The organism is Sphingomonas sp. MMS24-J45 (assembly GCF_044881195.1).
Taxonomy (GTDB): domain Bacteria; phylum Pseudomonadota; class Alphaproteobacteria; order Sphingomonadales; family Sphingomonadaceae; genus Sphingomonas.
In genome coordinates, this window is the sequence record NZ_CP173255.1 from 2476326 (window position 1) to 2502042 (window position 25717).

The window sequence follows — 25717 nt, forward strand, 5'->3', positions numbered from 1 at the left end:
CTGAGATCCTATTTGGAAAAACGTTGTGCAATCTGGTCCGCCGCGGCGGCCGATACGTGCATCTGACCGTCGTGACATATCGACAGGAACTCGGTCTGGGCCGCCAGGTCCAGCCATGTGCGCCACAGCGACGCCCGATCGGGTGCTTCGGACAGGAGATCGGGCTGACGGATACAGGCTTGCCAGCGGCCAAGGGCTTCCTCCGGGGTCGCCGGGTGAATGCCGGGACGCCCTGGCCCCAATTGGATGATCGCACCGATTTCAGCCCTGGACAATTCTGCGGGCCGGACGGGCGCGAAATATTTGCCTTCGACATGGTTGGCGAGAGCCAGCCCGTCGGCAGTGCGTCCGATCTGATGGAGAGACGCCTCGGACAATTTCATCCCCGATGCGCTCGGACCGCTCGCAAAAAACGGTCCATGACCCTCCACGACGACCATGTCATCTTCGTAGAGCTGCCCGCCACGCTCGATCAACAGGGCGGCGAGCGTCGATTTGCCGCTGCCCGAATATCCGCAAATCGCTACGAGCCGGCCCCCCAGCCTTACGGCGCTGGCGTGCAACGGGAGTTGACCGCGCTGATAGGCGGCGATGGTCAGCAGGCGGCTGACAATCAGGCTGGCAACATTTGCGGGCTTAGACCCGGCGAGCGGCTCTATGGCGATCTCCCGACCATCGGCGACGATGTAACGAAGCTCCTCGTAAATGTGATGCTGACGATAGAGCTTGCGGAAAATCACGAGGGGTTCGACCGGGCCGATCGTGATCTGGATATCGGGACCCGACGGCGAAGCCGCTGCTGACGACAGCAGCGGTAGCTCGATTTCCGACGCGATGTGCCAGCCGAAAGCCTTGTAGTAAAATCGCTCGCGCGCGTGAGGCATCGCTCAATTCCCGGCGGTCGCGCTTGATGCAGGCAAACCGAAGCCACCGTCTCGGGATTGCAGAAGCAACAAGCGCTTAGTCCTACTTGATCTATTCCGAGCGCGTGGGGTTAGAAAGCCGTCCGCGCCACTGTCGGTAACGCGGACACACCAAATTCTATCGCGATAATCGACATTCTCGAACGGCAATCGCAAAGGACGTTGTCAATGCGCGGCCAGGCATCCTCGGCGCCGTTTCGGGCTGCTAAGCGACCGTAACGTAAGCGATGATCAGCAGCCAACAGGTGTCGATCAGGTAGCAAAATCAGTCAATGCCGGAGAACTGGATACCAAAACATTCGTCACGAATAGGTTGCGCCATCCGTCCGCTGAAAGTTTACCTCACCAGCCTCGGCTCCCTTCGCGGAGCCTTTTTCGAGCGTCAGCGGCTCCCAGGTCGCGCGGGTCTCTGCTTGGCCATCGATTACCCGAGTGAACTCTGCCTTTTCCATGTCCCAAATATCCTCAAACTCAATCCCGCTTTCCTTAGGGCAAATGGCGCGACACTTTCAACCGAAATGCACGCCCGCAGGGGTCGATCCGGTCGGTTGCGGCGGCAATCGCAACAGCGCCGAAAATTCGCCCGCATTTCGCGTGCCGCAGATCGGAACCGAGCCAGCCACCACCCAGACATGCGCCTCAAGCGCCAGGTCGCCCCGTGCCAGTCCATAAAAAAGGGTGGAATCAACGCCGCGTCCCCGAAGCATTACCTGCGCCGCCAACCCTTGTTCAAAACACTTTGCCCGCAAAGGTGAACGCCGGGCGGCCGCTGCGATTGCCCACCGTATGCGGTGCAGCAGGTCGCGTTCGGCTACGCCATCGGATTTTCGTTCGCCTAAGGCATAGGATGCGATCGCTTTGAGTTTGGAAAAGGGCAGCAAACGAATTGCCAGCGCCATCACCAGCAGCAAACAGAACGCCTCGGCTGCCAGACAGTAATCTCGCCACCCGCGCTTGGTTGGGTTGTGTGATTTATCTACTTCTAAAATCACGAAAATCCGCAAACTGGAGGCGTGACAGATGCATCTGGAGCCAGAGCTGAAGAGGTCCAGTGGTCTGGCAGTGGATCCATAGCCGCAAAGACCGCGGAATTGAAGCGCGCTTGACCGAGGTGGGAGGTCACCTGCCAGCGGATCGTGGTGTGTCGCAACACGCCGAAAATTCCGGGCGTCGCGTCCGGCGCGATCTTGATGCGTGGCGCTATCGCTCTCCTCCTCCACTTGGAGCGCAAAGCCTCCGGCAAACGGAAGTGGATCGATCCCGGCGTTAGCGGCTCAGGAAGTTCGATGGCCGGGCTAGCCGTCGGTCCTCGCCGGGCGCGAGCCGATGACACGCCTTGTAGCGTCGGTGCGGAGCAGGGCGAAACGGGGCCGACGGCCGTGGCGCGCGACGAACGCCCCATCGTCATTCGCGATGCGGGAGCGGTCCGGCGTCCGGCATCGAGATCGAGTCCAGCCCACTCGGCACCGCAGATTTCGAGGAATGCGCAGCGGTAAGGGTAGGCGCTCCGAGGGCGAGCCTGCCAAGCGATGCCCGTTTGCGATCGAAAGCCTTTGGCGTCACGTGGCGATGGTCTGGCGTTCTTGCTTTCGCTCGGCAACAGATCGACGCTCTGCGCCAGCTTCTTTCGGATCGTGTGGGCGGCGTCCCGAGCTTCGGCGAGCGGAACGGTCTTGGCGAAGCCCAGCCCGATGTCCTTGCCTTTGCCGGCCGTCTGGACCCGCAGGATCCGGCCGGGGCGGTTTCGGCGACCATTAAAAGATCGGAAATGGCGGAGCGGGAGGGATTCGAACCCTCGATACGCTTTTGACGTATACTCACTTTCCAGGCGAGCGCCTTCGACCACTCGGCCACCGCTCCGCATGTCCTGGACAGACCGCTGGCCCTAGAGCGTCGGATGCCGCTGTGCAATCACCGATTGCATCCGGGCGTGTGGACATGGCACGCAAGCGTTCATGCCGATGATCCTTCCGCTGCTCGCCCTCGCCGCATCGCAGGCCGACCCCGCACCGCCGCCCAAGCCGACCGCTTCGCAACTCGCCGCCGCCGCACCCGCCGCGGCCTGGGGCCAGATCGATCCGGCCGACCTGCTGCTGATCGAGCTTGTCGATGGGCAGCGCGCGGTGGTGTGGCTCGCCGCCGACTTCGCGCCGGTTCATGTCGCCAACATCCGCACGATCGCGCGCAGCGGCTGGTGGAGCGATGCGACGATTTACCGCGTGCAGGACAATTACGTCACGCAATGGGGCGACGCGACCGAGAAGAAGCCGCCCGCCGCCGGCATCACGCCAAATCCGCCGGCCGAATATGAATGGCGCTGGGGTGCGCACGGGCGGGCGATCGCCAATCCGTACCGCGATGCCTATGCCGCGCGCACCGGCTTTACCCCGAGCGGCTGGGCCGTGGCGGGAGACGGCAAGCGGCAGTGGTTGCCGCATTGCTACGGCGCGGTCGGCGTTGCGCGGAATCTGGCGCCCGATACGGGAAGCGGCGGCGATCTCTACGCGGTGATCGGTCATGCGCCGCGCCATCTGGATCGCAACATTGCGGTCGTCGGGCGCGTGATCGACGGGATGGCGGCGCTTTCGGCGTTGCCACGCGGGACGGGGGGCGGTCTGGGCCTGTACGAGGACCCGAAACAGCGCGTGCCGATCAAGCGGATCGTGCTGGTGGCGGACCTGCCCGCCGCCGAGCGCCCGGCCTATCAGTATCTCCGCCCCGACGCGCCCGTGTTCGCCGCCACGCTGGAGGCGCGGGCCAATCGCGGCGGGCCGTTCTTCACCGTGCCCGCAGGTGCGGCGGACCTGTGCAATCTGCTGGTGCCGGTGCGCGCGGTGACCGCGCGCTGACACCAGCCGCCGGCGTCTGTCTTACTCCGAGTCGGGCGTGGCGCTGTCGTCCTGCGGTGCGGAATCGGCTTCGGGCGCGTGCGACGGCTGCTCGACATGGACCACCTCGCTCGGTTGTGCGTGGTAGCCGGCCGCCGCAGTCCCGCGGTCGGTTCCAGCCGTGGCACCACCGACCGACGCTGCAGGTGCGGTCGCCGCGGTCTGACGAACCTGCGTGATGATCGTGCGCCCCTGTCCAGCGGCGCCCGCGCCCTGCGATGCGGTCGCTACGGTGCCCGTGGCGGGCGTCACGGCGGCCGCTACGGCGCCATTCCCCGGCGCTGCGGCAACGCTATTGTTCGCCGCCTCGGGCGCGAAGTGCGATTTGAGCGCCCCCGACAGCGCGACCAGCGCGGCGATCAGCCCGGTCACGGCGGTGATCAGGCCGACGATATTGGTCAGTCGCGATTTCGGTTCATCTGCCACGTTCGCCCCCCGGCTTTCTTATCGGCCCCGTAACGACAAATGCCGCAGGTGCACCAGAGAGCGCAAGGGGAAGGTTATTTGCCGACCCAATCGGCGATTTCACCGGCCACGGTGTTCGCTGCCTGGTTGAGCGCAATACCCACCGGAGCAGCCGCGATCGCGCTGACCGGCACGCGCGCCTCGAAGCGGCGCTTTTCGACGACCTTGCCGCTGGTGCGGATCAACGAACCGTCGAAGGTGACGACGGCTTCGTTAGTCGCAGCATCGACGCCGAAATTGCGCAGTTCGCCCGACAGGACTGCGCCCGGGTCCGAAAAGGATTGTGAAGAACTCAGCACGATCCGCCCGGTCCTGGCGGGAACGGTGTCAATCAGCAGCCGGACGAACATGCGGTTGGGTGGCTCGACCCATTGTGCATTGGCGACATAAGCGATCGACGTCTGGCTTGCCTGCACCGGCACGCGCGTGCCCGCAATCGCCTGCGATGCGCCGGGCACCAGGATCGTAATCGTCGGTGCTGTAGCAGAAGATTGCGTCTGTCCCGGGGGTACGCTCACCGCCGAGTTCAGCGACAGCAAGGACGGCGGCGGCTTCGCACCAAAGCTGATGCAACCGGCCAGTGGCGCGAAGGCGACGAGTGCCAGCAGGGTCTTCGATCGGATCATGGTTACTGTCCCTTTCCGGGCTTGTAATCGGGCAATTTCGGCTGGCCGATCAGCGAGGATGCGCCGCCGCGGTCGAGCTTCTCGGCAACCGAGGTCAGCGCCTGCGACATCTGGCGCAGATCGTGGACGAGCTGGCCGACCTCCGGGATCGTCTGCTTGGAGAAGGCCTGCAGGCCCGGCCGTGCGTCGTCGACTGCCGCGTCGATCGTCGCAAGACTATGCTGCGCGCTGGCGATGGTCTTGTTGAGGTTCGCCATCAACGGACGTCCATCGCTTTCCAGCAGGCCGTTCGTCGTGTTGGCGAGCTTGCCGAACTGCTCGGCCGCGTCACCGGCCTTCTGGATCGCAACGCGCGTTTCGGCAAGCGTCGCGGCGATGTCCGGTCCGCGATCGGCCAGTGCCTTGGTCAGGCGATCGGTATTGGCCAGGATGCCGCTGATCGACTTCTGATTCTTGTCGTTGAGCAGATCGGACAACCGCTCGGTCAGCGTCGAGATGCGCTCCAGCAATTGCGGCGCGGAGCTCAGCAGCGCGCCGAGGCCACCGGCCTTGGTCGGGATCGTCGGCACGCCATTGGGGCAATCGGCCAGCGGGTTGACCTCCGGGCAGACGATCGGCGGGGCACCCTTGATCGCGCCGTCAAGCTGCACCGTGCTGGTACCGGTGAAGCTGCCCTGCAACGTCGCGGTGGTGCCGACCAGGATCGGGGTGTCGGGGCTCACCGCAATGCGCACGCGCACCAGCGATGGATCGGGCTTCCACAGCGCCAGTTCCTTCACCTGGCCCTTCGGCACACCGGAGAAGGCGACGGCCGAGCCCTTGGCAAGGCCATCGACCGACTGTTTGAAGAAGATATCATATTCCTTGTCGGTCGCGGTGCCCCAGCGCGCAATCCACACCAGGAACAGCAGCATCATCGCCAGCAGGATCAACACGACCGTGCCGACCAGCACGTGGTTCGAACGGGTTTCCATTACTCAGCCCCTTCTGGCGCGTGTTCGTTGCGCTCGACCGTGGCGATCGCGGCCCGGCCGCGCGGCCCCTTGAAATATTCCTGGATCCACGGATGGTCCAGCGCGAGCAGTTCGTCGATCGTACCGACTGCAATGACTTTCTTGTCCGCCAGCACCGCGACGCGGTCACAGATGGCGTAAAGTGTGTCGAGATCGTGCGTGATCAGGAACACTGTCAGCCCCAGCGTCTTTTGTAGCGATGCGGTCAATTCATCGAACGCCGCCGCCCCGATCGGATCGAGCCCTGCGGTCGGTTCGTCGAGGAACAGCAATTCGGGGTCGAGCGCGAGCGCGCGGGCTAGCCCGGCACGCTTTTTCATGCCGCCCGACAGTTCGGCCGGGAATTTCGGTCCGGCATCGGCGGGCAGGCCGGTCATCACCACCTTGTACGCTGCGATCTCGTCGAGCAGCGCGCCGTCGAGATTGGGATAGAATTCGCGGATCGGGACTTGCACGTTTTCGGCCACCGTCAGCGTGGAGAACAGCGCCCCGCCCTGGAATAGCACGCCCCAGCGCTTGGTAACCTCTGTCAGCTCGGTCTCTTCACGGCCAAGCGTCGATTCCCCAAAGACTTCGACCTCGCCTTCAACCGGCACTTGCAAGCCGATGATCGATCGCATCAGCACCGATTTGCCGGTGCCGGATCCGCCGACCACGCCGAAAATCTCGCCACGCCGCACCGTCAGGTCGAGACCTTCGTGCACGACTTGTTCGCCGAACGCGCTTTTCAGGCCGCGCACGACGATCACGGGATCATCTTGCTTGTCGCTGCGCATCAGATCCAACCGATCGAGGTGAAGAAGACGGCGAAGAAGGCGTCGAGCACGATCACCAGGAAAATTGCCTGCACCACGGCAGACGTCGTCCGCGTGCCGACCTGTTCGGCGTCGCCCTCTACCAACATGCCCTGGAAACACCCTGCCACTGCAATGATCAGGCCGAATACGGGCGCCTTGATCAGGCCGACATAGAGGTCGGTGATCGGCACGACTTCACGCAGCCGCTGGATGAAGGTGACCGGCGGAATGTCGAGCGTGATCCAGCACAACAGCCCGCCGCCGATGATCGTGACGATCGAGGCATACATGCCGAGCAACGGCATCATGATCACGGTCGCCAACACGCGCGGCAGCACCAGTGCTTCCATCGGCGACACGCCGATCGTGCGCATTGCATCGACTTCCTCGGTCAGCTTCATCGTGCCGATCTGCGCCGCAAAGGCGGATCCCGAACGGCCGGCGACCATGATCGCGGTCATCAGCACGCCCAACTCGCGCAGCGTGATGCGCCCGACGAGATTGATCGTGAGGAATTCCGCCCCGAATTGCTGAAGCTGCACGGCACCTTGTTGTGCGATGACGATCCCGATCAGGAAGCTCATCAACCCGACGATGGCGAGCGCGCTGACGCCCACCACTTCGAAGCGCTGCACCACGGCGTTGAAGCGGAAGCGCTTTGGATGGGTGGCGACATGCCAGAAGGCGATCAGCGTCGCGCCGAGAAAGCCGAGCAGGCCGTAAAGCGTCCGCCCGGTCTGTTCGACCGCAGCGCCGATTTCACCGACGACGCGCGTAAAGCTGCCGACATGTGCCGGGCGCACCGCCACCGGCTGATCGGCGTTGGACACTTGCGCCAGCAGATGCTCGCCATCGCTGTCGAGGCCGACCACTTCGGCGTCATGTTCGGCGGCGAAGCGGTGGATCAGCCACGCGCCGACCGTATCCATCCGCTCGATCGCGCTCAAATCGACGCGCGCCACCGCGCCGTCGAACGCGCGCAGGCGCTCGGGCAAGTCACCGATCTTCGCCAGCGACAGGCTGCCGGTGAAGCGGACGGTGTCGCGATCGGTCGAGAAGGTGGCCATATCGGTCATCTATCGTCTTCTGTGCTTCAAACGGGGTGGATCGGCAAGCGCCGTGCGGCCTATGACGCTGCGATGCACCATCTATCAATCTACGATATGGACAAGACCATCACATACGCACCGACATGGACTTCGTTCCTTGTCGGCGCGGCCTGGTCGCGCGCGCCGTGGCGATTGCTGTTGCTGCCGATCGCGGGCGTGGCGACGCTTGGCTATGCCGCTGGCCTGATCGGGCGCGCGCGGTTGAAGGAAATCACGCATCGGCTGCTGCTGGGGGCGGCCCTGCCGGAAGCCGCGGCGCACGCGGTGGCGGAGCGCTTTGCCGACCGTGTCGCGGCGGCGGGGATCTATAGTGGCGCGCGGGCGCAGATCGCCGCCGACCGCGCCGCGGGATGCACGATCGTCCTCGCCACCGCGTCTTACGGTTTCTACGCCGAAGCGATCGCCGCGCGGCTTGGCTTCGACGCGGTCATCGCGACCGGGGTGGTACGCGACAAGGGTGCGATCCGCGCGAGGATTTCGGGTGAGAATTGCTACGGCGCGGCCAAATTGCGAATGATCGAGGCGTGGCTGGCGGGGCAGGGGATCACGCGCCGCGACGCAACAATTCATTTCTATTCGGATCACGTTTCCGATGCGCCGACGCTGGAATGGGCCGATGTCGGGATCGCGGTGAATGCGCATGGCCCGTTGCGTGTGCTCGCGGCGGAACGCGGTTGGGCGGTGGTCGATTGGGCGCGATAAGGCCGACGCGACGCCTGGTATAATGTTTCGGTATCGTAACAATATGGGCAATGATTTGTAATATTTTGTAGGGTTCCGCGCTCGATTTTCGGGCTCCATACACGCGGACAGATCCTCTGACGCGTAAAAGCATCCTTGGCGATGCGGGAGTCCCATGACCAAATCCCCCTCAATCCTGGCTAGCTGGCGGGCCGATCTGCCCTCGTCGATCGTGGTATCGCTCGTCGCCTTGCCACTGTGTCTCGGCGTGGCGCTCGCCTCGGGCGCGCCACTTTTCTCCGGGCTGATCGCGGGCATCGTCGGCGGCATCGTCGTCGGCCTGCTGTCGCGTTCGCCGCTCTCGGTCAGCGGCCCGGCAGCCGGCCTCACGGTGATCGTGTTCGACGCGATTCAGACCTTGCCGAGCTATCAGGTATTCCTCGCCGCGGTCGTGCTGGCGGGTATCATCCAAATTGCCTTTTCCGTTTCCCGCGCCGGCGTGCTCAGCGAATTCGTGCCGTCCTCGGTCATCACCGGCATGTTGGCCGCGATCGGGTTGATCCTGATCCTGAAGCAGATCCCCTTTGCCTTCGGCTACGAAAAGGAATTCGAAGGCAGCGAGAATTTTATCGAGGCGGACGGCGGCAACACGCTGTCGTCCTTGTGGTCCGGCCTGCTGGAGCGCGTGACGCCCGGCGCTGCGATCATCGGCATTGCCTGCATCGCTTTCCTGTTCGCGTGGGACAAAATGAAGCCCAAGCAGGGGCCGCTCAAGCTGCTGCCTGGGCCGCTCGTTGTCGTGCTGCTCGGCGTCGTCGCGAACACGCTGTTCGCAGCCGTTGCGCCGAATCTCGCACTGGGTGCGAAGCATCTGGTGCAGGTGCCGATCGCAAAGGGCTTCGACGGCTTTATCGGCCTGTTCACGCTGCCTGACTTCTCGCAGATCGGCACCGCCGTGCTGTGGACCACCGCGATCACGCTCGCGATCGTCGCCAGCCTCGAATTGCTGTTGAGCGTCAAGGCGGTCGATGAGATCGATCCGCGTCGCCGTTCGACTGACAAGAATTGGGAATTGCTGGCGCAGGGCAGCGGCAACATCGTCTCGGGCATGATCGGCGGCTTGCCTGTCACCTCGGTGATCGTGCGTTCGTCCGCGAACGTGATGTCGGGCGCGGAGACCAAGGCATCGACGATCATGCACGGCCTTTGGCTGCTGCTGTCGGTCGCGTTGATCCCGGCGGTGCTGAACCTCATTCCGCTGTCGGCGCTGGCGGCGGTGCTGATCCACACCGGCTATAAGCTCGCCAACCCGGCGCTGTTCCTCGAACGCTTCCGCCAGGGCTTTACGCAGTTCGTTCCGTTCCTCGTCACGGTCGTGGCGATCCTGTTCACCGATCTGCTGATCGGGATCGTGATCGGCCTGGCGGTCGGCTTCGTGTTCGTCGTCGCACGCAATTTCCGCCCGGCGATCACCTTCGCGGTGGACGGCGAGGATTGCCTGCTGCGCGCGCGCCGCAACCTGTACTTCATCCACAAATACGAATTGCAGCAGGCGCTTAACAAAGTGCCCGACGGCGCGGTGCTGGTGATCGATCTGTCGTCGACCAATTATGTCGATCTCGACAATGTCGACATCATCAACGCCTTCATCAAGGGCGCCGCCTTCCGCAACATCGACGTCCATGTCCGCGGCGATGTCGCCGAGCGGACCGCACCGATGATCAATGCGCCATCTTACGGAGTGCGCTTCGCATGAGACATTACAAGCAATTGCTGCTCGCCAACAAAGCCTGGGCGAGCGAGCTGGTCGAGGAAAACCCCGACTTCTTCTCGCGTCAGGCGGCGGGGCAGAAGCCTGACTTCCTGTGGATCGGCTGTTCCGACAGCCGCGTCAGCCCCGAACAGATGACGATGACGCCCCCGGGCGGCATGTTCATCCACCGCAACGTCGCCAATCTGGTGAATGAGGACGATCTCAACCTAATGTCGGTGCTGCAATATGCCACCGAAGTGTTGAAGATCCGCCATATCATCGTTTGCGGCCATTATGCCTGCGGCGGCCTGCAGGCGACGCTGTCGGGCGGCACGGACGGCGCGGTCGATGGCTGGCTCGCCAATGCGCGGGCGGTGCTGCACGCGCATGAAGACGAGGTGCGCAGCCAGCCCGACAACGAGACGCAGGTCAATCGCCTGGTCGAGGTCAACGTGCGCGACCAGTTGGTGAAGCTTGCCCGCACCAAGCTGATCCAGGCGGCGTGGGCACGGCAGCAGGAGGTGTTCCTGCACGGCTGGGTTTACGACATTCGCGACGGCCATATCAAACCGCTGCTCGAAATCGACGCGACCACCAACCTCGACACGGTCGCCCGACCGGATAAGGTGCTGATGGCGAGCTGAGCGATCCGGCGGGGGCGTTTGCGAAACCGTTTCAGTGCTGGCACATAAATCTCTCCACGAGACGAGGGGAGAATCGTGATGCGCGTGCTGTTTGCGGTACTGGCCTCCGCCGCTGCGCTGCAGTCTGACACCAAAATTGAAATCACGCCCAGCAACGTCGAACTGACCGAAGCGGGTAAGTTCGATTTCGACTTCGCCAGTCTCGCGGCGATCCGGATGCCCCCGGACCCGTCGGTCAATTCCTTGTCCAAGGTAAAGGTCTGGTTCGGGCCGGCGGGCGGCAGTCCGCTGGCGTGCGAACCCCTTGTTTCGTCAACGGCCGTGGTTTCGAAAGCGGTGTGCGATCGGATCACAGCGTCCGCGCGCTTTACCTTTTACCCCGGCTTTGCGCAGCCGCTCGAGCGCGGCTTCGTCACGCTATACCTGTTCCGCTCCTCCCGAGTCCGCTCGAAGCCGAGCCTCGATGGTGCGATTACGCCAGGCTATACCGGCATGGACCTGCAATATCCGCCCGATACGACGCCGGAGGCGGCGCGGCTCGGCCCGTCGGACGGCACATTCGAAATCGCCGTGAAAACCGACGATTATCCCGTCACGGCGCTCGGCGCGGAGCTGCAGGGGAGCAGCCATGTTTTGCTCGGCATTGCCAGCGACGGGCGGGTCGAAACCTGTCGGCCGATTCGATCGTCGGGCGCCGCGGTGCTCGACAATGCGACCTGCGCCGTGTTCGCTCGCCGTGGCCGGTTTCACTTCTCCAAGACCCCGCCGACCGCGGAGCTACGCTATCTGCGACATTCGATGAACTGGCACATCCCGACCGACTAAAGCGCCACGTCCACCGTGTGCAGCGCCAACCCGACCAGCCCGCCGACCAACGTCCCGTTGATTCGGATATATTGCAGGTCGCGCCCGACGGCATTTTCCAGGCGGCGCGTGATCGTGTTGGCGTCCCAGCCATGGATCGTTTCCGACACCAGCCGTACGATGCCGTCGCCATAATCCGCCGCCATGCCGACGACGGCGCGGCGGACGAAGCGGTTGATCGTCGCGCGCAGCTTCGGGTCGTTCTGCAGCGTCGTGCCCAGCTGGCGCAGCGCATCGCCCACCGGCCCGGCGAGCAAGGCATCGGGGTTGCGCGCGATCCGCAACATGCCCCCGCGCGCCTGTTCCCACAGCCCGTCGAGCCAGCGCTGCATCGCCGGGTTGTCGATGATCTCGCCCTTCACCGCCGCGACCCGCTCGCGCGTCTTGGGATCGTGCATCAGATCATGCGCCAGCCCGGCGAGCCCTTCCTCGGCCTTCGCGCGCAACGGGTGGTTCGGGTCTTCGGCGATCCCGGTCAGCAGGCCGTTCAGTCCCTCGATCAGCTTGGTCGCGATCGTCTCGTCCAGCCCGGTCCAGCGCATCATCGCGCCGGATCGTTCGTGCACCATCGTGCGGATCAATTCCTCGTTCGACGCAAGCAGCCGCCCGCCCCAGCGGACGATGCCGTCGAGCAACGGCATGTGCCGGTCCTCGGCGATCGCGGCGGTCAGCGCCTGGCCTAGCAGTGGCGACACGTCGAGTGCGCGCAATCGCTGCCCGATCCCGGCTTTGACCATGCCGCCCAGGCGCTGCTGGTCGAACGCCTCCAGCATATGGGCAGCAAGCCCCGCCGCGCCGCGTCGCAGCCGCCCGTCGCCGCCCGGCGGATTGGCGAGCCAGCGCCCGGCCGCGCCCGCCGCATCCACCCGCCGCATCCTTCGCGCGACCACGCCCGGAATCAGGAAATTGTCGCGCAGGAACGCGGCGAGCGTGGTGCCGATGCGATCCTTGTTGCGCGGGATGATCGCGGTGTGCGGGATCGGCAGGCCGAGTGGATGATGGAACAAGGCTGTTACCGCGAACCAATCGGCGAGACCGCCGACCATTGCGGCTTCCGCAAAGGCCCGCACGAAGCCGAGTGCCGGATAGATGTGGTCGAACGCGCGCGCGACCAGGAACGTCGCCGCCATCAGCACCAGCAGCCCGCCCGCGATCCAGCGCATCCGCACCAATCCAGCGGGTGGCGCCTCGAAACTGCGAGGCGGGCGGGTCAGGCGAAAGGTGCGCATCGCACGACCAATCCCTGAACGCCCGGATAGTTCAAGCGCAAACCCGCCGATTGGTCATTCCGCCGGCTGCGGCTCGTCATCGCCGATATAGCCGATCTGCCCGGGCTTGCCGCCGATCCGCGGCGGCACCGGGCCGCCCTCGATCAGCGGGCCGTGATCGTCGCCGGGGCGATAGGTCAGCAAATTGCGGCGCAGATACGGCCCGACCCGACCTTCGATCCCGACGGCGAGGCTGAAGCTTGCCGGCACGATAACCAGCGTCAGCACGGTCGACAGGATCAGGCCACCAATCACGGTGATGCCCATCGGCACGCGCGACGATCCGTCGCCGGTCAGCGCGAGCGCGGTCGGCATCATGCCAGCGACCATCGCGACGGTGGTCATCACGATCGGCTGCGCACGCTTGTGCCCGGCGTCGATGATGGCGGTCACCTTCTCGACGCCCTTTTCCATCTCCTCCAGCGCGAAATCGATCAGCAGGATCGAGTTCTTGGCGACAATGCCGAGCAGCATAATCAGGCCGATATAGACCGGCATCGAGATCGGCGTGTTGGTAAGCCAAAGCCCGATCAACCCGCCGAGCGGTGCCACCAGCAGCGACAGCACGTTGACGAACGGCGGCAGCAGGCGGCGGTAGAGCAGCACCAGCACCGCGAACAGCAGCACGATGCCGGCCACCAACGCGACGATGAAGTTCTGGATCAGCTCGACTTGCCACTTCGATTCGCCGAGCACCAATTCCTTCACCCCGATCGGCAGGTTCTTCATGATCGGCAGGTTGTGGATTTCCTTCTGCGCCGTGCCGCTGACGACGCCGGGGGCGAGATCGGCGCCGATCGTCAACTGCCGTTGCTGGGCGACACGTTCGATCTTGGTGGGGCCTGCGCCGAAGCCGATCCCGGCGACCACGCTAAGCGGAACCGTGCCGCCGCTCGTCGTCTGAACCGGGATGTTCTGGATCGTCGACAGGCGCTGACGCGAATCCTGATCCAGCGCGACGCGGATCGGGATCTGCCGGTCCGACAGCGAGAATTTCGCGCTGTTCTGGTCGATATCGCCCAGCGTCGCGAGCCGGATCGCGCTCGACATGGCGGCGGTGGTCACGCCCATGCTGGCGGCCAGGTCCATATGCGGCGTGATGACGATTTCGGGCCGCTTCAAATCGCCACCGACGCGCGGGGCGACGACATCGGGCAGGGTCGACATCTGCTGAACGAGCGTCGCACCGGTGCTGGCGAGCAAATCGGGATCGTCGCCGCCCAGCGTGACCGTCAGCGCGCGCCCGCCGCCGCCCCAGCCGCTCGACGATCGGAACGAGACGCGTGCGTCGGGAATCGCCTGCAGCTCGGGCGCGAGCTTGCGCTCGAACTCATAGCTTTTCATCGTGCGGTCGTGCTTCGGCTTGAAGTTCGCAGTGACGCGACCATTGCCGACAAAGGTGCGGGCATAGACGGTGTCGACCTGCGGTTGCTTGCGCAGGAAGGCGGCGACACGGTCGACCACGACCTGCGTTTCGGCCAGCGTGGTGCCGGGCACCATGTCGATCTGCACCGTGCTCGAATCCGAATCGCGCAGCGGCTGGAACGTCGCCGGGATCGTCATGAACAGATAGATTGTCAGCCCGAACGCCACCGCGCCTGCCACCACCGCCGACCAGCGGTGCAGCAGCGTCCATTTGAGCACGCTCATGTACCGATCCATCAACCAGCCTTCGCCGTGCGACGCCTGGCCGTGCGCCTTCAGGAAGTACGCCGCGAGCATCGGGGTGATCAGGCGGGCGACGGCAAGGCTCATCAGCACCGAGGCAACGACGGTAAGGCCGAAATTCTTGAAGAACTGGCCCGAAATGCCCGGCATCAGGCCGACGGGGAGGAAGACCGCGACGATCGCCATCGTGGTGGCGAGCACGGCAAGCCCAATCTCGTCGGCGGCATCGATCGAAGCCTGATAGGCCGATTTGCCCATGCGCATGTGCCGCACGATATTCTCGATCTCCACGATCGCATCGTCGACCAGCACGCCCGCCACCAAGCTCAGCGCCATCAGCGTCATGTTGTTGAGCGTGAAGCCGAGCAGATCCATCACCCAGAAGGTCGGGATCGCCGACAGCGGAATCGCCAGCGCCGAGATGATCGTCGAGCGCCAGTCGCGCAGGAAGATGAAGACGATGACGACCGCGAGCACCGCGCCCTCGACCATCGCTTCCATCGCCGAATCATATTGCGCCTTGGTGTATTTCACGCTGTCCGAAATGCGCTGGAAATGCACCTTCGGGTTGCGCTTCTCGAGCGCCTCCAGCTTCTTCTCCGCTTCGTGGAAAACGGTCACGTCCGACGCACCCTTGGCGCGCTGGAAATCGAAGCTCAGCACCTGCGTGCCGTTCAATTGCGAGGCCGAGCGCTGTTCGGCGTAGAGGTCCTGCACGCGGCCGAGATCGGCAACCTTCAACGTGCGGCCGTTGCCTGCGGCGATCTGCACCTGGCCCAGATCATAGGCGGTCTGCGCATTGCCGAGAACGCGGACCGACTGTTCCGATCCGCCGATTTCGGCGCGGCCACCGGCGGCGTTGAGGTTCACCTGGCGCAACTGCGCGTTCACCTGCGACGCGGTCAGGCCATAGGCCGACAGCTTGGCCGGATCGAGAATGACGCGGATTTCGCGGTCGACGCCGCCGTTGCGATCGACCTGCGCCAGGCCGGAGACCGACAGCAGTTCCTTCGCGACGTTGTTGTCGATGTACCAGCTCAGCTGTTCGACCGTCATGTCGGTGGTGATCGCGGCATAGCTCGCCAGATCCTGCCCGCTGGTGTTGGCGCGGCTGATTTGCGGCTCCAGGATGCCGTCGGGCAAATTGCTGCGGATTTGCGAGACGGCCGAGCGGACGTCCTCGACCGCGCGATCGATCGGCGTACCGATGTTGAGCTGCACGACCGTGGTCGAATTGCCCTCGGTCACGGTCGAATCGATTTCGTCGATCCCCTGCAGCGATCGCACCGCCGCCTCGACGCGCTGCGTGACTTGGGTTTCGAGTTCCGTCGGCGCGGCACCGGGCTGGCTGATCGAGACGATCACCACCGGAAAATCGATGTCGGGCTGATTGTTGACGTCGAGATTGCGGAAGCTGACGATCCCCGCCAGCGTCAGCATGACAAAGAGGACGATAGACGGGACCGGATTACGGATCGACCAGGCCGAAATGTTCCGGAAATTCATGCCCGCTCTACCTCTTCATGTCGGCGTCCGCCTTGACCAGCGTCGGCTTTACCTTCTGACCGGCGTTGAGGAAAGCGCCTGCCGACTGAACGACCTTTTCGGTGCCGTTCAATCCTTCGGCGATCGCCACACCGCGATCGGAAACCTCGCCAACTTTCACGCCGCGGCGCACGACCTTATCGTCCGGACCCACGACATACACATAATTTCCCTTGTCGTCGCTCTGGATTGCGGCGTTGGGCAATTGCGGCACGTCGGTCGACCCTGCGACGATCGCCGCGGTGGCGAAGCCGCCCGGGCGCAGCGCCGGATTGTACGACAGCGAGATGCGCGCGATGCCTTGGCGCGTCTGCGGGTCGATCACCGGCGAGACCTGCCACACCTGCCCGGCAAAGGATTCGGCACCGCCGACCGGCGTTACCTGCGCCGACGATCCGACGTGCAGCCCGCGCAGATCGGCCTCGCTCACCTGCGCGCGCAGTTCCATCTGTCCGCCTTCGGCCAGGCGGAACAGCACGCCCGAACCCGAGCTGACGACCTGGCCCGGCTCCACGCTGCGGGTGAGCACCAGGCCCGCCGACGGCGCACGGATGTCGAGCCGGTTCGTGCGCGCGCGCGCCTCGGCGAGCGTCGCCTGCGCCACCCGGACGCGGGCCAGCGCCGCATCGCGCGTCGCGGCCTTGCGCTCGAGATCGGCCTTGGACACGAACCCGCGATCCACCAATTGCTTCGAACGATCGAGTTCGGATTGCGCGATCGCCGCATCCGAACGCGCGACGTTGATCTGCGCTTCGAGCGACGCTGCCGTCTGATTCTGCACCGAACGATCGACCAGCGCGAGCACTTGCCCCTTCGCCACCCATTGGCCGGGTTCGACCAGCACGCGCGTGATCATCCCGCCTTCGCCGGCGACACCGACCGGCATTTCGCGCCGTGCGGCGAGCGACCCGGTCGCGGTAATCGTGCGGGCCACGGTCGAACGGCCGGGGATGACGACCGACACGAGCGGGAGCTGCTCGACCGCCTTCGGTGCGTCGGCTTTCTTGCCGCCCAGGAAATGCGACGCGAGCAGAACCACGACCAGCACCGCGACGACGATCCCGATGATCAGCCCCCAGCGCCGCCCTTTAGGCGCGCCTTCGCCCGGCAGCCCCAGGATTTCCTCATTGCCGACCGCGCGTGTCTCGTAATTCATCTGTCCCACTTCCCGACCCCTGGGCCCGACCCCACCCGTTCGAAACGATTGGCTGTGCACCCCGATATCCGCTGTGTTATCGAAATATATCACCGAGCTCAAGTAGCAGGATGCAAGCGCGCGGCGCATGGCGTGTTTCGTGTCCGTTCGCAAGATGATAGCAAGAAGAAGCTACCGATTCCGACCTTTCCACCTCGGTTGCGAAGTAGAAATTCCGTCACGTGGACGAAACAAAGCGGTTGCATTTCGCCAGTGCGGAAGCGAGCGTCGGGGCGGCTGGAGCCTGTTCGACACACGCGTGAAGGAGAACCGTGATGGAGCGTTCGATTCTGGGTTGGCTGCTGATCGGCCTGGTCGCGGGGGTGCTCGGCAAATGGATCATGCCGGGCAAGGATCCGGGCGGCTTCATCGTCACGATCCTGATCGGCATTGCTGGCGCGCTGCTCGCCGGGTTCATCGCGCAGGCGCTGGGTATTTCGCTCGAAGGCGGGTGGGAGAATTACATCGCCGCGACGGCGGGCGCGGTGCTGCTGCTGGCGGCCTATCGCTACGTGCTGTCGCGCCGGGTACGCTGACGACCAGCGCCGTCGTTCATCGCAGGTTGCCGCGATTGCTGGCAAGAACCGCCGTGCGGTCGATCGACCGTATCAACCGGGAGTGACTGCAATGCGTTCGAGTTTCCTTTTTCTGGCCCCCGCGCTGCTGCTGGGTGCGGCAAGTGCCGTGTCGGCTCAGACCGCGCCGCTGATTGCGCCCGATGGCACACTGCTCGACGTGTCTGCCGAGGGGCACACCACCCGCGTTCCTGATGTGGCAACGATTCGCGCCGGCGTGACGACGCAGGGGCAAACCGCTGCGGCGGCGCTGGCGGAGAATTCGGCGCGGATGACGCGCGTTCTGGCTGCGCTCAAGAAGGCAGGCGTCGCGGTGCGTGACATCCGCACCGCCAATGTTTCGCTCAGCCCGCAATATCGCTATGCCGATGGGCAAGCACCGGTCATCACCGGCTATCAGGCGAGCAACAGCGTGTCGGTGCGTTTCCGCGACATCGCGAAATCCGGCGCGATCCTGGATGTGCTGGTGGGCGAGGGTGCCAATCAGATCGATGGGCCCAATCTGTCGATCGATCAGCCCGACGCGGCGCTCGATGAAGCTCGGGTCTCTGCGGTAAAGATCGCGCGCGCGCGCGCCGAACTCTATGCCAAGGCGGCCGGGTTGACGGTCGCGCGGATCGTTTCGATTTCGGAAAGCGGATCGAACGACGGCGCTTCGCCCGCGCCGCCGTTGGTGTTCATGGCGCGCGCTAAGGCGGCTGATTCCACGCCGATCGCGGCGGGCGAAGCCGAGGTATCGGTCAACCTGACGGTGCGTTTCCTGCTGAAATAACAAGAAGGGCCGCGGAGCATGTGCTCCGCGGCCCTTTTTTGTCTGCGTCAGGTTGCCGCGTTTAGCGAACTGCGCCGCGACGAACCAAGTTGACGATCGCGAGCAAGATGATCGCGCCGATCAGCGAATACAGGAACGTCGTAACCGTGATCGCCTGGTTGATACCAGCGCCGAACAGGAACGACGCGATAACAGAACCAATGATGCCAACGACGATGTTCAGAATGATACCTTGCTGACCATCGGTCCGCATCACCATGCTGGCAAGCCAACCGCACACGCCACCGACTACAAGCCAAACAATAAGACCGATCATTTTGCCCTCCATTTGCCCGGGTGCTTCCGGGGATACGGGGACAAGACTCACGAGCGACGACTTTTGTTCCGGGTGCGCTTCGAGAAGATGATCGACCCTGCCAGAAAGCGATCGGCCCGCCGCTCGGATGAGCAACGGGCCGACCGTATTTGACCGCGGCACCCCCCAGGAGCCGCGCGCGAAAACGTCAGTACTTCTGCTGGCGCTCGTACAGCGATTTGTAATGCTGGATGCGAGTCACGCGCAGGCCCGGCATTCCCGAGCGATCGATTGCGCGCTGCCAGCCGGCGAATTCCTCGACCGTCAGATTATAGCGCTCGCACACTTCGTCGACAGACAGCAGTCCGCCATTCACCGCGGCAACGACTTCAGCCTTGCGCCGCACGACCCAGCGGGTCGTCTCGGGCGGTGGCAGCGTCTCGAGCGTCAGCGGCTCTCCGAGCGGGCCGATGACTTTGGCCGGACGTATCTTCTGGTTTTCGATCATTGTTGAAACCTCATGTCGGGGCGGGGGGCCCCCTCCATTCCTAGTGACGGCGTATAATCAGTGGTCTTGAACGTCGCCTAAAGCGGCTCGGTAAACAGCATTTTCATATCTACGGCTCCCCGTCGTTGCGGGCATCGCTGCTTAACAGGCGCGCAACGGCGAGGTTGAAGGCACCGTGGGCCGGCGTGAAGCGGTCGGGCAGAGCTGCGTTAGCGGTGAGCGCCGCTTGCAATATAGCAGTCGGGCTCGCTGCCTGACGCGCCGCCACGCCAACCATTAGGACGGCCAGGTCCGGCGGCAGTGCCGTTACCGTCACATCGGCTTCGAAACGGGTAAAACTCAGGTCCACAGGCGCTTCCGGGTTGGGGTGCGGAGGGCCGGTCTAACGGCAAGGTCCTAAAGGTCGGGTAAAGCCCGATCCGTTTTTTTGCATAGACCGCTGGGAGCGCCTATCTGCGCGGCGATGGATGATGTGGATTTCCAATTGGGCCCCGATCTGAAGGGCAAGCGGATCGTGGTGGCGATGTCGGGCGGGGTCGATTCGTCGGTCGTGGCGGCGCTCGCCGCGCGTACGGGTGCGGAGACGATCGGCATCACCTTGCAACTCTACGATCATGGCGAAGCGGTCGGGCGCGCCGGGTCGTGCTGCGCCGGTCGCGACATTCGCGATGCGCGTGCGGTGTGCGATCGGCTGGGCATCGCGCACTATGTCTTTGACCATGAGACGCGTTTCCGCGAGTCCGTAATCGATCGCTTTGCCGACGAATATCTCGCCGGGCGCACGCCGATTCCCTGCATCCAGTGCAACATGGGGCCGAAATTCACCGATCTGCTCGCCGCCGCGCGCGATCTCGGCGCAGATTGCCTGGCGACCGGCCATTATGTACGCCGCGTGATGGGAGCGGACGGCGCGGAACTACACCGCGCCGCCGATCCGGCGCGCGACCAGAGCTATTTCCTGTTCGCGACGACGCAGGCGCAGCTCGATTATCTGCGCTTTCCGCTCGGGGGACTACCCAAGCCCCGCGTTCGTGAACTGGCAGCGGAACTGGGCCTCGGCGTGGCTGGTAAGCCCGACAGCCAGGATATCTGCTTCGTGCCCGACGGCGATTACGCCTCGCTCGTCAAGAAATTGCGGCCCGAGGCGGATACCAGCGGTGCGATCGTCGACGAAGCGGGACGCGTGCTGGGGCAGCACCGTGGTCTCATCCACTTCACCGTCGGGCAGCGCCGCGGGCTGGAGATCGGTGGCACGCCCGAGCCGCTGTACGTAATCCGGCTCGATCCCGCGACCAATCAGGTCGTGGTCGGGCCCAAGGCGGCGCTTGCGGTCGGCGCGGCGCGGTTGGGCGGCGTCAATTGGCTCGCCGGCGGCTATGCCGGGCCGATGACGGCCAAGGTGCGCTCGCTCGCCAAGCCGGTCGCGGCGCGCTTCGATGGCGATCGCGTCCGCTTCGAAGCGCCCGAATATGGCGTCGCGCCGGGGCAGGCTGCCGTACTCTATGCCGGGGACCGTGTGCTGGGCGGCGGCTGGATCGAGGAGACGAGCGGCATCGTGGCGGTGCCCGCCTGAACCGCGTTCGGCACGGATTCGAAAAGCGTACGTACAATTCCGATCGTTCGACCCGCGTCTAAAATGGATAGATCGGGCCCGCCAGATCGATTCGCGTTAGCGTCCGACAGGCCCGAACTGGGATCGTCGATGTTTCGTAATCTCTCTCTCGAAAGCCTGTCGCACTGGCATTCCAGCGATGCGCTGCTGACCGAACAATATCGCACGCTGCGCCCGCAGGTGCCGATGATGTACCTCGCCATTATCATCAACATGGCGTTCCTGGCGCTCGTCTCCGCGCGCGACGTCGGCAACGCGGTGTTCGTCGCGCCGGCTTTGGTCGGCGTCACGATCATCGGTCGCCTCATCGGATTGCACCGCACGCGCCACGCGGTCGCCACCGCGACGATTCCGCAAATGCGCCGATCGATGAACACGACGCTTGCGGCGGCCAGTGTCGTCGCACTCGGGCTCGTCGTATGGACCGCGCTCATCGCGCGATCGGGCATTGAGGGAAGAACCTATGTCGCCCTGTTCACGGCGCTGTGCACCATCTCCACCGCCAGTTGCCTGTCGAGCTTGCCGCTTGCTGCCTATATCGTGATCGCGATGGGTACGATCCCCGTGTCGCTGACCCTGATCCTGACCGGCGATTTGCTGCTGGTCAGCATGGGGACCAACATCCTGCTGATCGCCCCGCTGGTCATCGGCAAAATCTACAGCCAGCATGAACGGCTGCGCCATCTGGTCGAAACCCGCAGCAGCATCACCGCCGAAAAGCGCAAGGTGAGCGAACTCGCCTACCGCGATGCGTTGACCGGGCTGCCCAATCGTCGCGCTTTTCTGGACGAACTGGCGCGCCTGTCGGCCGAACAGCCGCATTTGCCGCTCGCCATGGGGATGATCGATCTTGATGGGTTCAAGCTGATCAACGACACCTACGGCCACCGCACCGGCGATGCCTTGCTGATGGAGGCGGGGCGGCGCTTTCAGGAATTGCGCATCGGCGATGCCTTGGTCGCGCGGCTCGGCGGGGACGAATTCGCGGTGCTGCTGCGTGATGTGGACACGCTGGCGGAGGCGCGCGAGCGGATCGCCAAGATGGGCAGCGCCTTTGTCGAACCCTTTATCGTAGGTACGCAGGTGTTCCGCTTGCGCGCGTCGATCGGCATGGCGGAAGAACTCTCGCAGGCCGAAACCACGCTCGCGCTGATCAATCGCGCCGATCTGGCCATGTATGAGGCGAAGCGTGCGCGCACCTCGGATATTCTGCTGTTCACGCCGGACATGGAGGCGATGTACCGCCGCCGCCTGCTGGTCGAACAGGCGCTTGCGACGTCCGAAGAGAACGACCTGATCTCGCTCCATTATCAACCCGTGGTCGATGCCGTGACGGGCCGGATCATCGCGTTCGAGGCGCTCGCGCGCTGGACCCACCCGACGCTTGGCGTCATTTCCCCGGCGGAATTCATCCCTCTGGCGGAACAAGCCGGCATCACGCGCGCGATGACCATGCACCTGCTGTCGCTCGCGCTGACCGCCGCGGCGCAATGGCCCGATCATGTCGGCCTGTCATTCAATCTCAGCGGTGCCGAACTCAATACGCCCAGCGTCGCCGACGAGATTCTGGCGGTGTTGAAGCGCCACGCCTTCGACCCCGGCCGCCTCTCGATCGAAGTGACCGAAACCGCGTTGCTGGGTGATTTCGCGGCGGCGCGCTCCGCGCTCGCGATCCTGCAAAAGGGTGGCGTGCGGATCCTTCTCGACGATTTTGGCGCGGGCTATGCCTCGATCGGCTATCTGCGCGAGTTGCAGTTTGACGGGATCAAACTCGATGGCAGCCTGATCTCCTCGCTGATGGAAAGCCCGTCGGCGCGCGATCTGCTGGTGGGCGTGCTGCACTTGTGCAACGCAATCGGTGCGCCGGTGACGGCCGAAATGGTCGAAAGCGCGGCGCAGCACGACTTGCTGCGCACGCTCGGCGTGCAGAAGCTGCAGGGCTATTTCCTGTCGCGCCCGCTGACTACGGAGCAGGCAGTAGTGGCGTGCGACCGCGACCATCGCGCCGCGCTGCGCAACGAATCCTCGGTCGTCCTGTTCGACGCCCGCGCCAGCCGTGCGGTCGCCTGAGCCTTTACAGGAAGAACGTACCCTCGATCACGGTGACGCACGTCCCGCCGAGCACCACGCGATCCCCGTCGAGCCGACAGGTCAGATGCCCGCCCCGCGCGCTCGCCTGATAGGCGGTGAAGCTATCGCGCCCCAGTCGCGCCGCCCAATAGGGCGTCATTACGGCGTGCGCCGATCCCGTCACCGGATCCTCGTCGATCCCCGCACCGGGGGCGAACACGCGGCTGATCACGTCGGTGTCCTCACCAGGCGCGGTTACGATCGTAAGCACATCGACCTCCGCATCGGGACCATTTTCGGGATCGGCGGGCGACGGCCGCCCGAGCGCGCGAAAATCGGGGTCCAGAGCGCGAATCTGCGCGGCGTCTTCCAGCACGATCAGCGCATAGCGATGCGGATGCCACAGCGTCTCGACCGCCGACTCCAGCCCGAGCGCTGCGACGATGTGCGGCAGCGGCTTCGGCGCGGGGCCCCAGGCGGGCAGCGCCAGTTCGTATCCTGCACCCGCGCGGGCGACCGAAAGAATGCCGGTCTTGCGCGTGCGGAAGCGCACCATGTCGCGTTCCGGATCGCTCGACAGGACGAAATGCCCGCTGGCGAGCGTCGCATGGCCGCACAGCACGACTTCGGCGGTCGGCGTGAACCAGCGTAATTCGAAATCGCTCGCCTCGCTCTCGTCGGGGACGAGGAAGGCGGTTTCGCTGAGGTTGTTCTCCGCCGCGATCGCCTGCAGCACCTCGTCTTCCAGCCAGGCAGCAAGCGGCATCACCGCCGCCGGATTGCCCTCGAATGGCTTCGCCGCGAAGGCGTCGATCTGGACGATCGGAATTCTCATGCGCGTTTCCCGAACCAGGGGGGCGTGACGTCGGCTTCGATCAGCGGATTGTCGGTATCGACATGGCCTTCCGGATCGAGATGGATCAGCACCTCGACCTTGGGGAAGGCGCGGTGCAACGCGCGCTCGACGCCCTCGACCACCTTATGCGCCTCTGCCACGGTGATGTCGCCGGCCACTTCCATGTGAAATTGCGCGAAATCATGCGCGCCGGAATGGCGGGTGCGGAAATCGTGAATGCCTTTGATTCCCGGTTGCCGCGCGGCGACCTCGATAAACTCGGCGCGGCGTTCCTCGGGCCATTCCTTGTCCATCAAATGGTCGATCGCACTCGACGATGCGCGGAACGCACCCCACGCCAGCCACAACGCAATCACGATCCCGAAAATCGGATCCGCGTCATGCCATCCGAAATACTGATCGAGCACCAGCGCAACGATCACTGATCCGTTGAGCAGCACGTCCGATTGATAATGCACGTTGTCGGCAACGATCGCGACCGATCCGGTCCTGCGAATCACGCTGCGCTGATAAGCCAGCAGCCCCATCGTAGCGACGATCGCAACCAGCGACACGCCAATGCCGAACTCGGCGTCCTGCTTCGGCGCATCGCTGCCAAGCGCCTGAATCGCGCGCCAGGCGATGCCGGCGGCGGATGCGGTGATCAGCATCACCTGAAAGAGCGCGGCGAGCGACTCGGCCTTGCCATGACCAAAGCGATGGTCGTGGTCGGCCGGCGTCGCGGCCAGCCGCACGCCGTACAGCGTGACCGCGCTTGCCAGCAGATCGAGCCCGGAATCGGCCAGGCTCCCAAGCATCGCGACCGATCCGGTCGTCCAGGCGGCCCAGGACTTGAGCGCGATCAGGAAAGTCGCCATCGCCACGCTCGCGATCGCGGCGCGGACGGCGAAGGGAATCGCGCGGCGTTGTTCCTCCGTCACGGGTAGAGCAACTCGCTGGTCCAGCCGGTGCCGGAGCGGGTGTAGAACGTGCGTTCGTGCAGGCGGTGCGCGCGGTCCTGCCAGAATTCGATTGCGCTGGGCGTGACGCGATAGCCGCCCCAGTGCGGCGGGCGGGACACGTCCTGCCCCTCGAAGCGTGTTTTCATCGCCTCGAACCGCGCTTCGAAAGTAGCGCGGTCCGGCATCGTCCGCGACTGGTCGGATGCCCAGGCGCCAAGCTGCGAATCGCGGCTACGGCTGGCGAAATAGGCATCGCTCTCGGCGTCGCTCGCCATGCTCACGCGCCCTTCGATCCGAATCTGGCGACGCAGCGATTTCCAGTGGAACAGCAACGCGACCGCGGCATCCTCGGTCAGATCGCGCGCCTTGCGGCTGTGGCGGTTGGTGTAGAAGACGAACCCGTCGGGCCCATGCCCTTTCAGCAGTACCATCCGTGACGAGACGATGCCGTGCGCATTCACGGTCGCAAGTGCCATCGCGTTGGAGTCGTTCGGCTCGCTTGCGCGCGCCTCGGCATACCAGCTGTCGAACAGGGCAAAGGGGTCTTGCGTCATCGCGTCGCTTTACGGCGACGCGCCTTCGCTGTCGAGCAACGGAACGACTCCGCCGCTCGGGGATTGAATCGTTTTCGCAACGATGGTTTGCGCTG

The 25717-nt window shown here is 64.5% G+C and carries 26 protein-coding genes and 1 tRNA gene; 9 read left to right on the forward strand and 18 right to left on the reverse strand.

Annotated elements, in window-relative coordinates:
* Positions 1–8: 8 nt before the first annotated feature.
* The 4 genes from AB5I39_RS12010 to AB5I39_RS12025 all read right to left on the reverse strand — a co-directional run bounded on the left by AB5I39_RS12010 (position 9) and on the right by AB5I39_RS12025 (position 2783).
* A complete protein-coding gene (locus tag AB5I39_RS12010; protein WP_404367042.1) occupies positions 9–884 on the reverse strand; it encodes a hypothetical protein in 876 nt (291 codons plus the stop codon).
* A gap of 341 nt (positions 885–1225) precedes the next feature.
* A complete protein-coding gene (locus AB5I39_RS12015) occupies positions 1226–1375 on the reverse strand; it encodes a hypothetical protein (RefSeq protein WP_404367045.1) in 150 nt (49 codons plus the stop codon).
* 57 nt (positions 1376–1432) lie between these two features.
* A complete protein-coding gene (locus AB5I39_RS12020; protein ID WP_404367048.1) occupies positions 1433–1915 on the reverse strand; it encodes a lasso peptide biosynthesis B2 protein in 483 nt (160 codons plus the stop codon).
* A 777-nt stretch (positions 1916–2692) separates the two neighbouring features.
* A tRNA-Ser gene (locus AB5I39_RS12025) sits at positions 2693–2783 on the reverse strand.
* Between the two features lie 95 nt (positions 2784–2878).
* Here AB5I39_RS12025 and AB5I39_RS12030 point away from each other — a divergent pair.
* Positions 2879–3772, forward strand: a complete 894-nt coding sequence (locus tag AB5I39_RS12030; protein ID WP_404367051.1) for a peptidylprolyl isomerase — start codon at positions 2879–2881, stop codon at positions 3770–3772.
* Positions 3773–3793: 21 nt separating this feature from the next.
* On the opposite strand, the gene AB5I39_RS12035 is transcribed toward AB5I39_RS12030, so the two are convergent.
* The 5 genes from AB5I39_RS12035 to AB5I39_RS12055 form a co-directional block, all read right to left on the reverse strand.
* Complete coding sequence (locus AB5I39_RS12035; RefSeq protein WP_404367054.1) at positions 3794–4237, reverse strand: hypothetical protein; 444 nt, start codon at positions 4235–4237, stop codon at positions 3794–3796.
* 74 nt (positions 4238–4311) lie between these two features.
* Positions 4312–4902: an ABC-type transport auxiliary lipoprotein family protein gene (locus AB5I39_RS12040; protein ID WP_404367057.1), complete on the reverse strand. Its 591-nt coding sequence runs from the start codon at positions 4900–4902 to the stop codon at positions 4312–4314.
* A 2-nt stretch (positions 4903–4904) separates the two neighbouring features.
* Complete coding sequence (locus AB5I39_RS12045) at positions 4905–5876, reverse strand: MlaD family protein (RefSeq protein WP_404367060.1); 972 nt, start codon at positions 5874–5876, stop codon at positions 4905–4907.
* On the reverse strand, positions 5876–6691 hold the full coding sequence (locus tag AB5I39_RS12050; RefSeq protein WP_404367063.1) for an ABC transporter ATP-binding protein: 816 nt from the start codon (positions 6689–6691) through the stop codon (positions 5876–5878). Before AB5I39_RS12050 ends, AB5I39_RS12045 begins: the two co-directional genes overlap by 1 nt.
* Positions 6691–7788, reverse strand: coding sequence for an ABC transporter permease (locus tag AB5I39_RS12055; RefSeq protein ID WP_404367066.1), 1098 nt, complete (start codon positions 7786–7788; stop codon positions 6691–6693). The genes AB5I39_RS12050 and AB5I39_RS12055 overlap by 1 nt, the downstream gene beginning before the upstream one ends.
* A gap of 87 nt (positions 7789–7875) precedes the next feature.
* Between AB5I39_RS12055 and AB5I39_RS12060 the strand changes: the two genes are divergently transcribed.
* From AB5I39_RS12060 to AB5I39_RS12075, 4 genes are all read left to right on the forward strand, one after another.
* Complete coding sequence (locus tag AB5I39_RS12060) at positions 7876–8523, forward strand: HAD family hydrolase (RefSeq protein WP_404367069.1); 648 nt, start codon at positions 7876–7878, stop codon at positions 8521–8523.
* Between the two features lie 154 nt (positions 8524–8677).
* Positions 8678–10258: a SulP family inorganic anion transporter gene (locus AB5I39_RS12065; protein WP_404367071.1), complete on the forward strand. Its 1581-nt coding sequence runs from the start codon at positions 8678–8680 to the stop codon at positions 10256–10258.
* Positions 10255–10899: a carbonic anhydrase gene (locus AB5I39_RS12070; protein WP_404367073.1), complete on the forward strand. Its 645-nt coding sequence runs from the start codon at positions 10255–10257 to the stop codon at positions 10897–10899. Before AB5I39_RS12065 ends, AB5I39_RS12070 begins: the two co-directional genes overlap by 4 nt.
* A gap of 78 nt (positions 10900–10977) precedes the next feature.
* Complete coding sequence (locus tag AB5I39_RS12075) at positions 10978–11724, forward strand: energy transducer TonB (protein WP_404367076.1); 747 nt, start codon at positions 10978–10980, stop codon at positions 11722–11724.
* On the opposite strand, the gene AB5I39_RS12080 is transcribed toward AB5I39_RS12075, so the two are convergent.
* The 3 genes from AB5I39_RS12080 to AB5I39_RS12090 are packed head-to-tail and all read right to left on the reverse strand — an operon-like array spanning position 11721 to position 17400.
* A complete protein-coding gene (locus AB5I39_RS12080; RefSeq protein WP_404367078.1) occupies positions 11721–12992 on the reverse strand; it encodes a DUF445 domain-containing protein in 1272 nt (423 codons plus the stop codon). The genes AB5I39_RS12075 and AB5I39_RS12080 overlap by 4 nt on opposite strands.
* A 54-nt stretch (positions 12993–13046) precedes the next feature.
* Positions 13047–16205 (reverse strand): efflux RND transporter permease subunit, encoded by a 3159-nt coding sequence (locus AB5I39_RS12085; RefSeq protein ID WP_404367081.1) that lies wholly within the window; start codon positions 16203–16205, stop codon positions 13047–13049.
* 7 nt (positions 16206–16212) lie between these two features.
* The gene (locus AB5I39_RS12090; RefSeq protein WP_404374131.1) at positions 16213–17400 is read right to left on the reverse strand and encodes an efflux RND transporter periplasmic adaptor subunit; all 1188 of its coding nucleotides are present in this window, start codon (positions 17398–17400) and stop codon (positions 16213–16215) included.
* 314 nt (positions 17401–17714) lie between these two features.
* On the opposite strand from AB5I39_RS12090, the gene AB5I39_RS12095 reads away from it, so the two are divergent.
* Positions 17715–17975: a GlsB/YeaQ/YmgE family stress response membrane protein gene (locus tag AB5I39_RS12095; protein ID WP_404367084.1), complete on the forward strand. Its 261-nt coding sequence runs from the start codon at positions 17715–17717 to the stop codon at positions 17973–17975.
* Positions 17976–18066: 91 nt separating this feature from the next.
* On the forward strand, positions 18067–18786 hold the full coding sequence (locus tag AB5I39_RS12100; protein WP_404367086.1) for an SIMPL domain-containing protein: 720 nt from the start codon (positions 18067–18069) through the stop codon (positions 18784–18786).
* 61 nt (positions 18787–18847) lie between these two features.
* Here the strand turns inward: AB5I39_RS12100 and AB5I39_RS12105 are convergent, their stop codons facing one another.
* The 3 genes from AB5I39_RS12105 to AB5I39_RS12115 all read right to left on the reverse strand — a co-directional run bounded on the left by AB5I39_RS12105 (position 18848) and on the right by AB5I39_RS12115 (position 19938).
* On the reverse strand, positions 18848–19099 hold the full coding sequence (locus AB5I39_RS12105) for a GlsB/YeaQ/YmgE family stress response membrane protein (protein WP_404374133.1): 252 nt from the start codon (positions 19097–19099) through the stop codon (positions 18848–18850).
* 190 nt (positions 19100–19289) lie between these two features.
* A complete protein-coding gene (locus AB5I39_RS12110) occupies positions 19290–19589 on the reverse strand; it encodes a DUF1153 domain-containing protein (RefSeq protein ID WP_404367089.1) in 300 nt (99 codons plus the stop codon).
* A gap of 109 nt (positions 19590–19698) precedes the next feature.
* Complete coding sequence (locus AB5I39_RS12115) at positions 19699–19938, reverse strand: hypothetical protein (protein WP_404367092.1); 240 nt, start codon at positions 19936–19938, stop codon at positions 19699–19701.
* A 114-nt stretch (positions 19939–20052) separates the two neighbouring features.
* Here AB5I39_RS12115 and mnmA point away from each other — a divergent pair, with 114 nt between their 5' ends.
* Positions 20053–21162 (forward strand): tRNA 2-thiouridine(34) synthase MnmA, encoded by a 1110-nt coding sequence (mnmA, locus tag AB5I39_RS12120; protein WP_404367095.1) that lies wholly within the window; start codon positions 20053–20055, stop codon positions 21160–21162.
* A gap of 129 nt (positions 21163–21291) precedes the next feature.
* Entirely contained in the window at positions 21292–23271 is a 1980-nt protein-coding gene (locus AB5I39_RS12125; protein WP_404367098.1) for a putative bifunctional diguanylate cyclase/phosphodiesterase, read from the forward strand.
* Positions 23272–23275: 4 nt separating this feature from the next.
* Here AB5I39_RS12125 and AB5I39_RS12130 read toward each other — a convergent pair whose 3' ends face one another.
* From AB5I39_RS12130 to pdxH, 3 genes are read right to left on the reverse strand one after another with little or no spacing between them, the layout of a single operon-like run.
* Positions 23276–24106, reverse strand: a complete 831-nt coding sequence (locus tag AB5I39_RS12130) for a PhzF family phenazine biosynthesis protein (RefSeq protein WP_404367100.1) — start codon at positions 24104–24106, stop codon at positions 23276–23278.
* Positions 24103–25047, reverse strand: a complete 945-nt coding sequence (locus AB5I39_RS12135) for a cation diffusion facilitator family transporter (RefSeq protein ID WP_404367103.1) — start codon at positions 25045–25047, stop codon at positions 24103–24105. Before AB5I39_RS12135 ends, AB5I39_RS12130 begins: the two co-directional genes overlap by 4 nt.
* Positions 25044–25622, reverse strand: a complete 579-nt coding sequence (gene pdxH / locus AB5I39_RS12140; RefSeq protein WP_404367106.1) for a pyridoxamine 5'-phosphate oxidase — start codon at positions 25620–25622, stop codon at positions 25044–25046. The genes AB5I39_RS12135 and pdxH overlap by 4 nt, the downstream gene beginning before the upstream one ends.
* Positions 25623–25717 lie beyond the last annotated feature (95 nt).

What these genes read in the sequence shown, in the direction of transcription:
- AB5I39_RS12045 (WP_404367060.1), bottom strand. Translation starts at nt 5,876, where the DNA reads ATGGAAACCCGTTCGAACCACGTGCTGGTCGGCACGGTCGTGTTGATC.
- AB5I39_RS12055 (WP_404367066.1), bottom strand. Translation starts at nt 7,788, where the DNA reads ATGACCGATATGGCCACCTTCTCGACCGATCGCGACACCGTCCGCTTC.
- AB5I39_RS12125 (WP_404367098.1), top strand. Translation starts at nt 21,292, where the DNA reads ATGTTTCGTAATCTCTCTCTCGAAAGCCTGTCGCACTGGCATTCCAGC.
- AB5I39_RS12050 (WP_404367063.1), bottom strand. Translation starts at nt 6,691, where the DNA reads ATGCGCAGCGACAAGCAAGATGATCCCGTGATCGTCGTGCGCGGCCTG.
- AB5I39_RS12010 (WP_404367042.1), bottom strand. Translation starts at nt 884, where the DNA reads ATGCCTCACGCGCGCGAGCGATTTTACTACAAGGCTTTCGGCTGGCAC.
- mnmA (WP_404367095.1), top strand. Translation starts at nt 20,053, where the DNA reads ATGGATGATGTGGATTTCCAATTGGGCCCCGATCTGAAGGGCAAGCGG.
- AB5I39_RS12085 (WP_404367081.1), bottom strand. Translation starts at nt 16,205, where the DNA reads ATGAATTTCCGGAACATTTCGGCCTGGTCGATCCGTAATCCGGTCCCG.
- AB5I39_RS12075 (WP_404367076.1), top strand. Translation starts at nt 10,978, where the DNA reads ATGCGCGTGCTGTTTGCGGTACTGGCCTCCGCCGCTGCGCTGCAGTCT.
- AB5I39_RS12090 (WP_404374131.1), bottom strand. Translation starts at nt 17,400, where the DNA reads ATGAATTACGAGACACGCGCGGTCGGCAATGAGGAAATCCTGGGGCTG.
- AB5I39_RS12080 (WP_404367078.1), bottom strand. Translation starts at nt 12,992, where the DNA reads ATGCGCACCTTTCGCCTGACCCGCCCGCCTCGCAGTTTCGAGGCGCCA.
- AB5I39_RS12015 (WP_404367045.1), bottom strand. Translation starts at nt 1,375, where the DNA reads ATGGAAAAGGCAGAGTTCACTCGGGTAATCGATGGCCAAGCAGAGACC.
- pdxH (WP_404367106.1), bottom strand. Translation starts at nt 25,622, where the DNA reads ATGACGCAAGACCCCTTTGCCCTGTTCGACAGCTGGTATGCCGAGGCG.
- AB5I39_RS12070 (WP_404367073.1), top strand. Translation starts at nt 10,255, where the DNA reads ATGAGACATTACAAGCAATTGCTGCTCGCCAACAAAGCCTGGGCGAGC.
- AB5I39_RS12040 (WP_404367057.1), bottom strand. Translation starts at nt 4,902, where the DNA reads ATGATCCGATCGAAGACCCTGCTGGCACTCGTCGCCTTCGCGCCACTG.
- AB5I39_RS12110 (WP_404367089.1), bottom strand. Translation starts at nt 19,589, where the DNA reads ATGATCGAAAACCAGAAGATACGTCCGGCCAAAGTCATCGGCCCGCTC.
- AB5I39_RS12060 (WP_404367069.1), top strand. Translation starts at nt 7,876, where the DNA reads ATGGACAAGACCATCACATACGCACCGACATGGACTTCGTTCCTTGTC.
- AB5I39_RS12030 (WP_404367051.1), top strand. Translation starts at nt 2,879, where the DNA reads ATGCCGATGATCCTTCCGCTGCTCGCCCTCGCCGCATCGCAGGCCGAC.
- AB5I39_RS12100 (WP_404367086.1), top strand. Translation starts at nt 18,067, where the DNA reads ATGCGTTCGAGTTTCCTTTTTCTGGCCCCCGCGCTGCTGCTGGGTGCG.
- AB5I39_RS12130 (WP_404367100.1), bottom strand. Translation starts at nt 24,106, where the DNA reads ATGAGAATTCCGATCGTCCAGATCGACGCCTTCGCGGCGAAGCCATTC.
- AB5I39_RS12065 (WP_404367071.1), top strand. Translation starts at nt 8,678, where the DNA reads ATGACCAAATCCCCCTCAATCCTGGCTAGCTGGCGGGCCGATCTGCCC.
- AB5I39_RS12095 (WP_404367084.1), top strand. Translation starts at nt 17,715, where the DNA reads ATGGAGCGTTCGATTCTGGGTTGGCTGCTGATCGGCCTGGTCGCGGGG.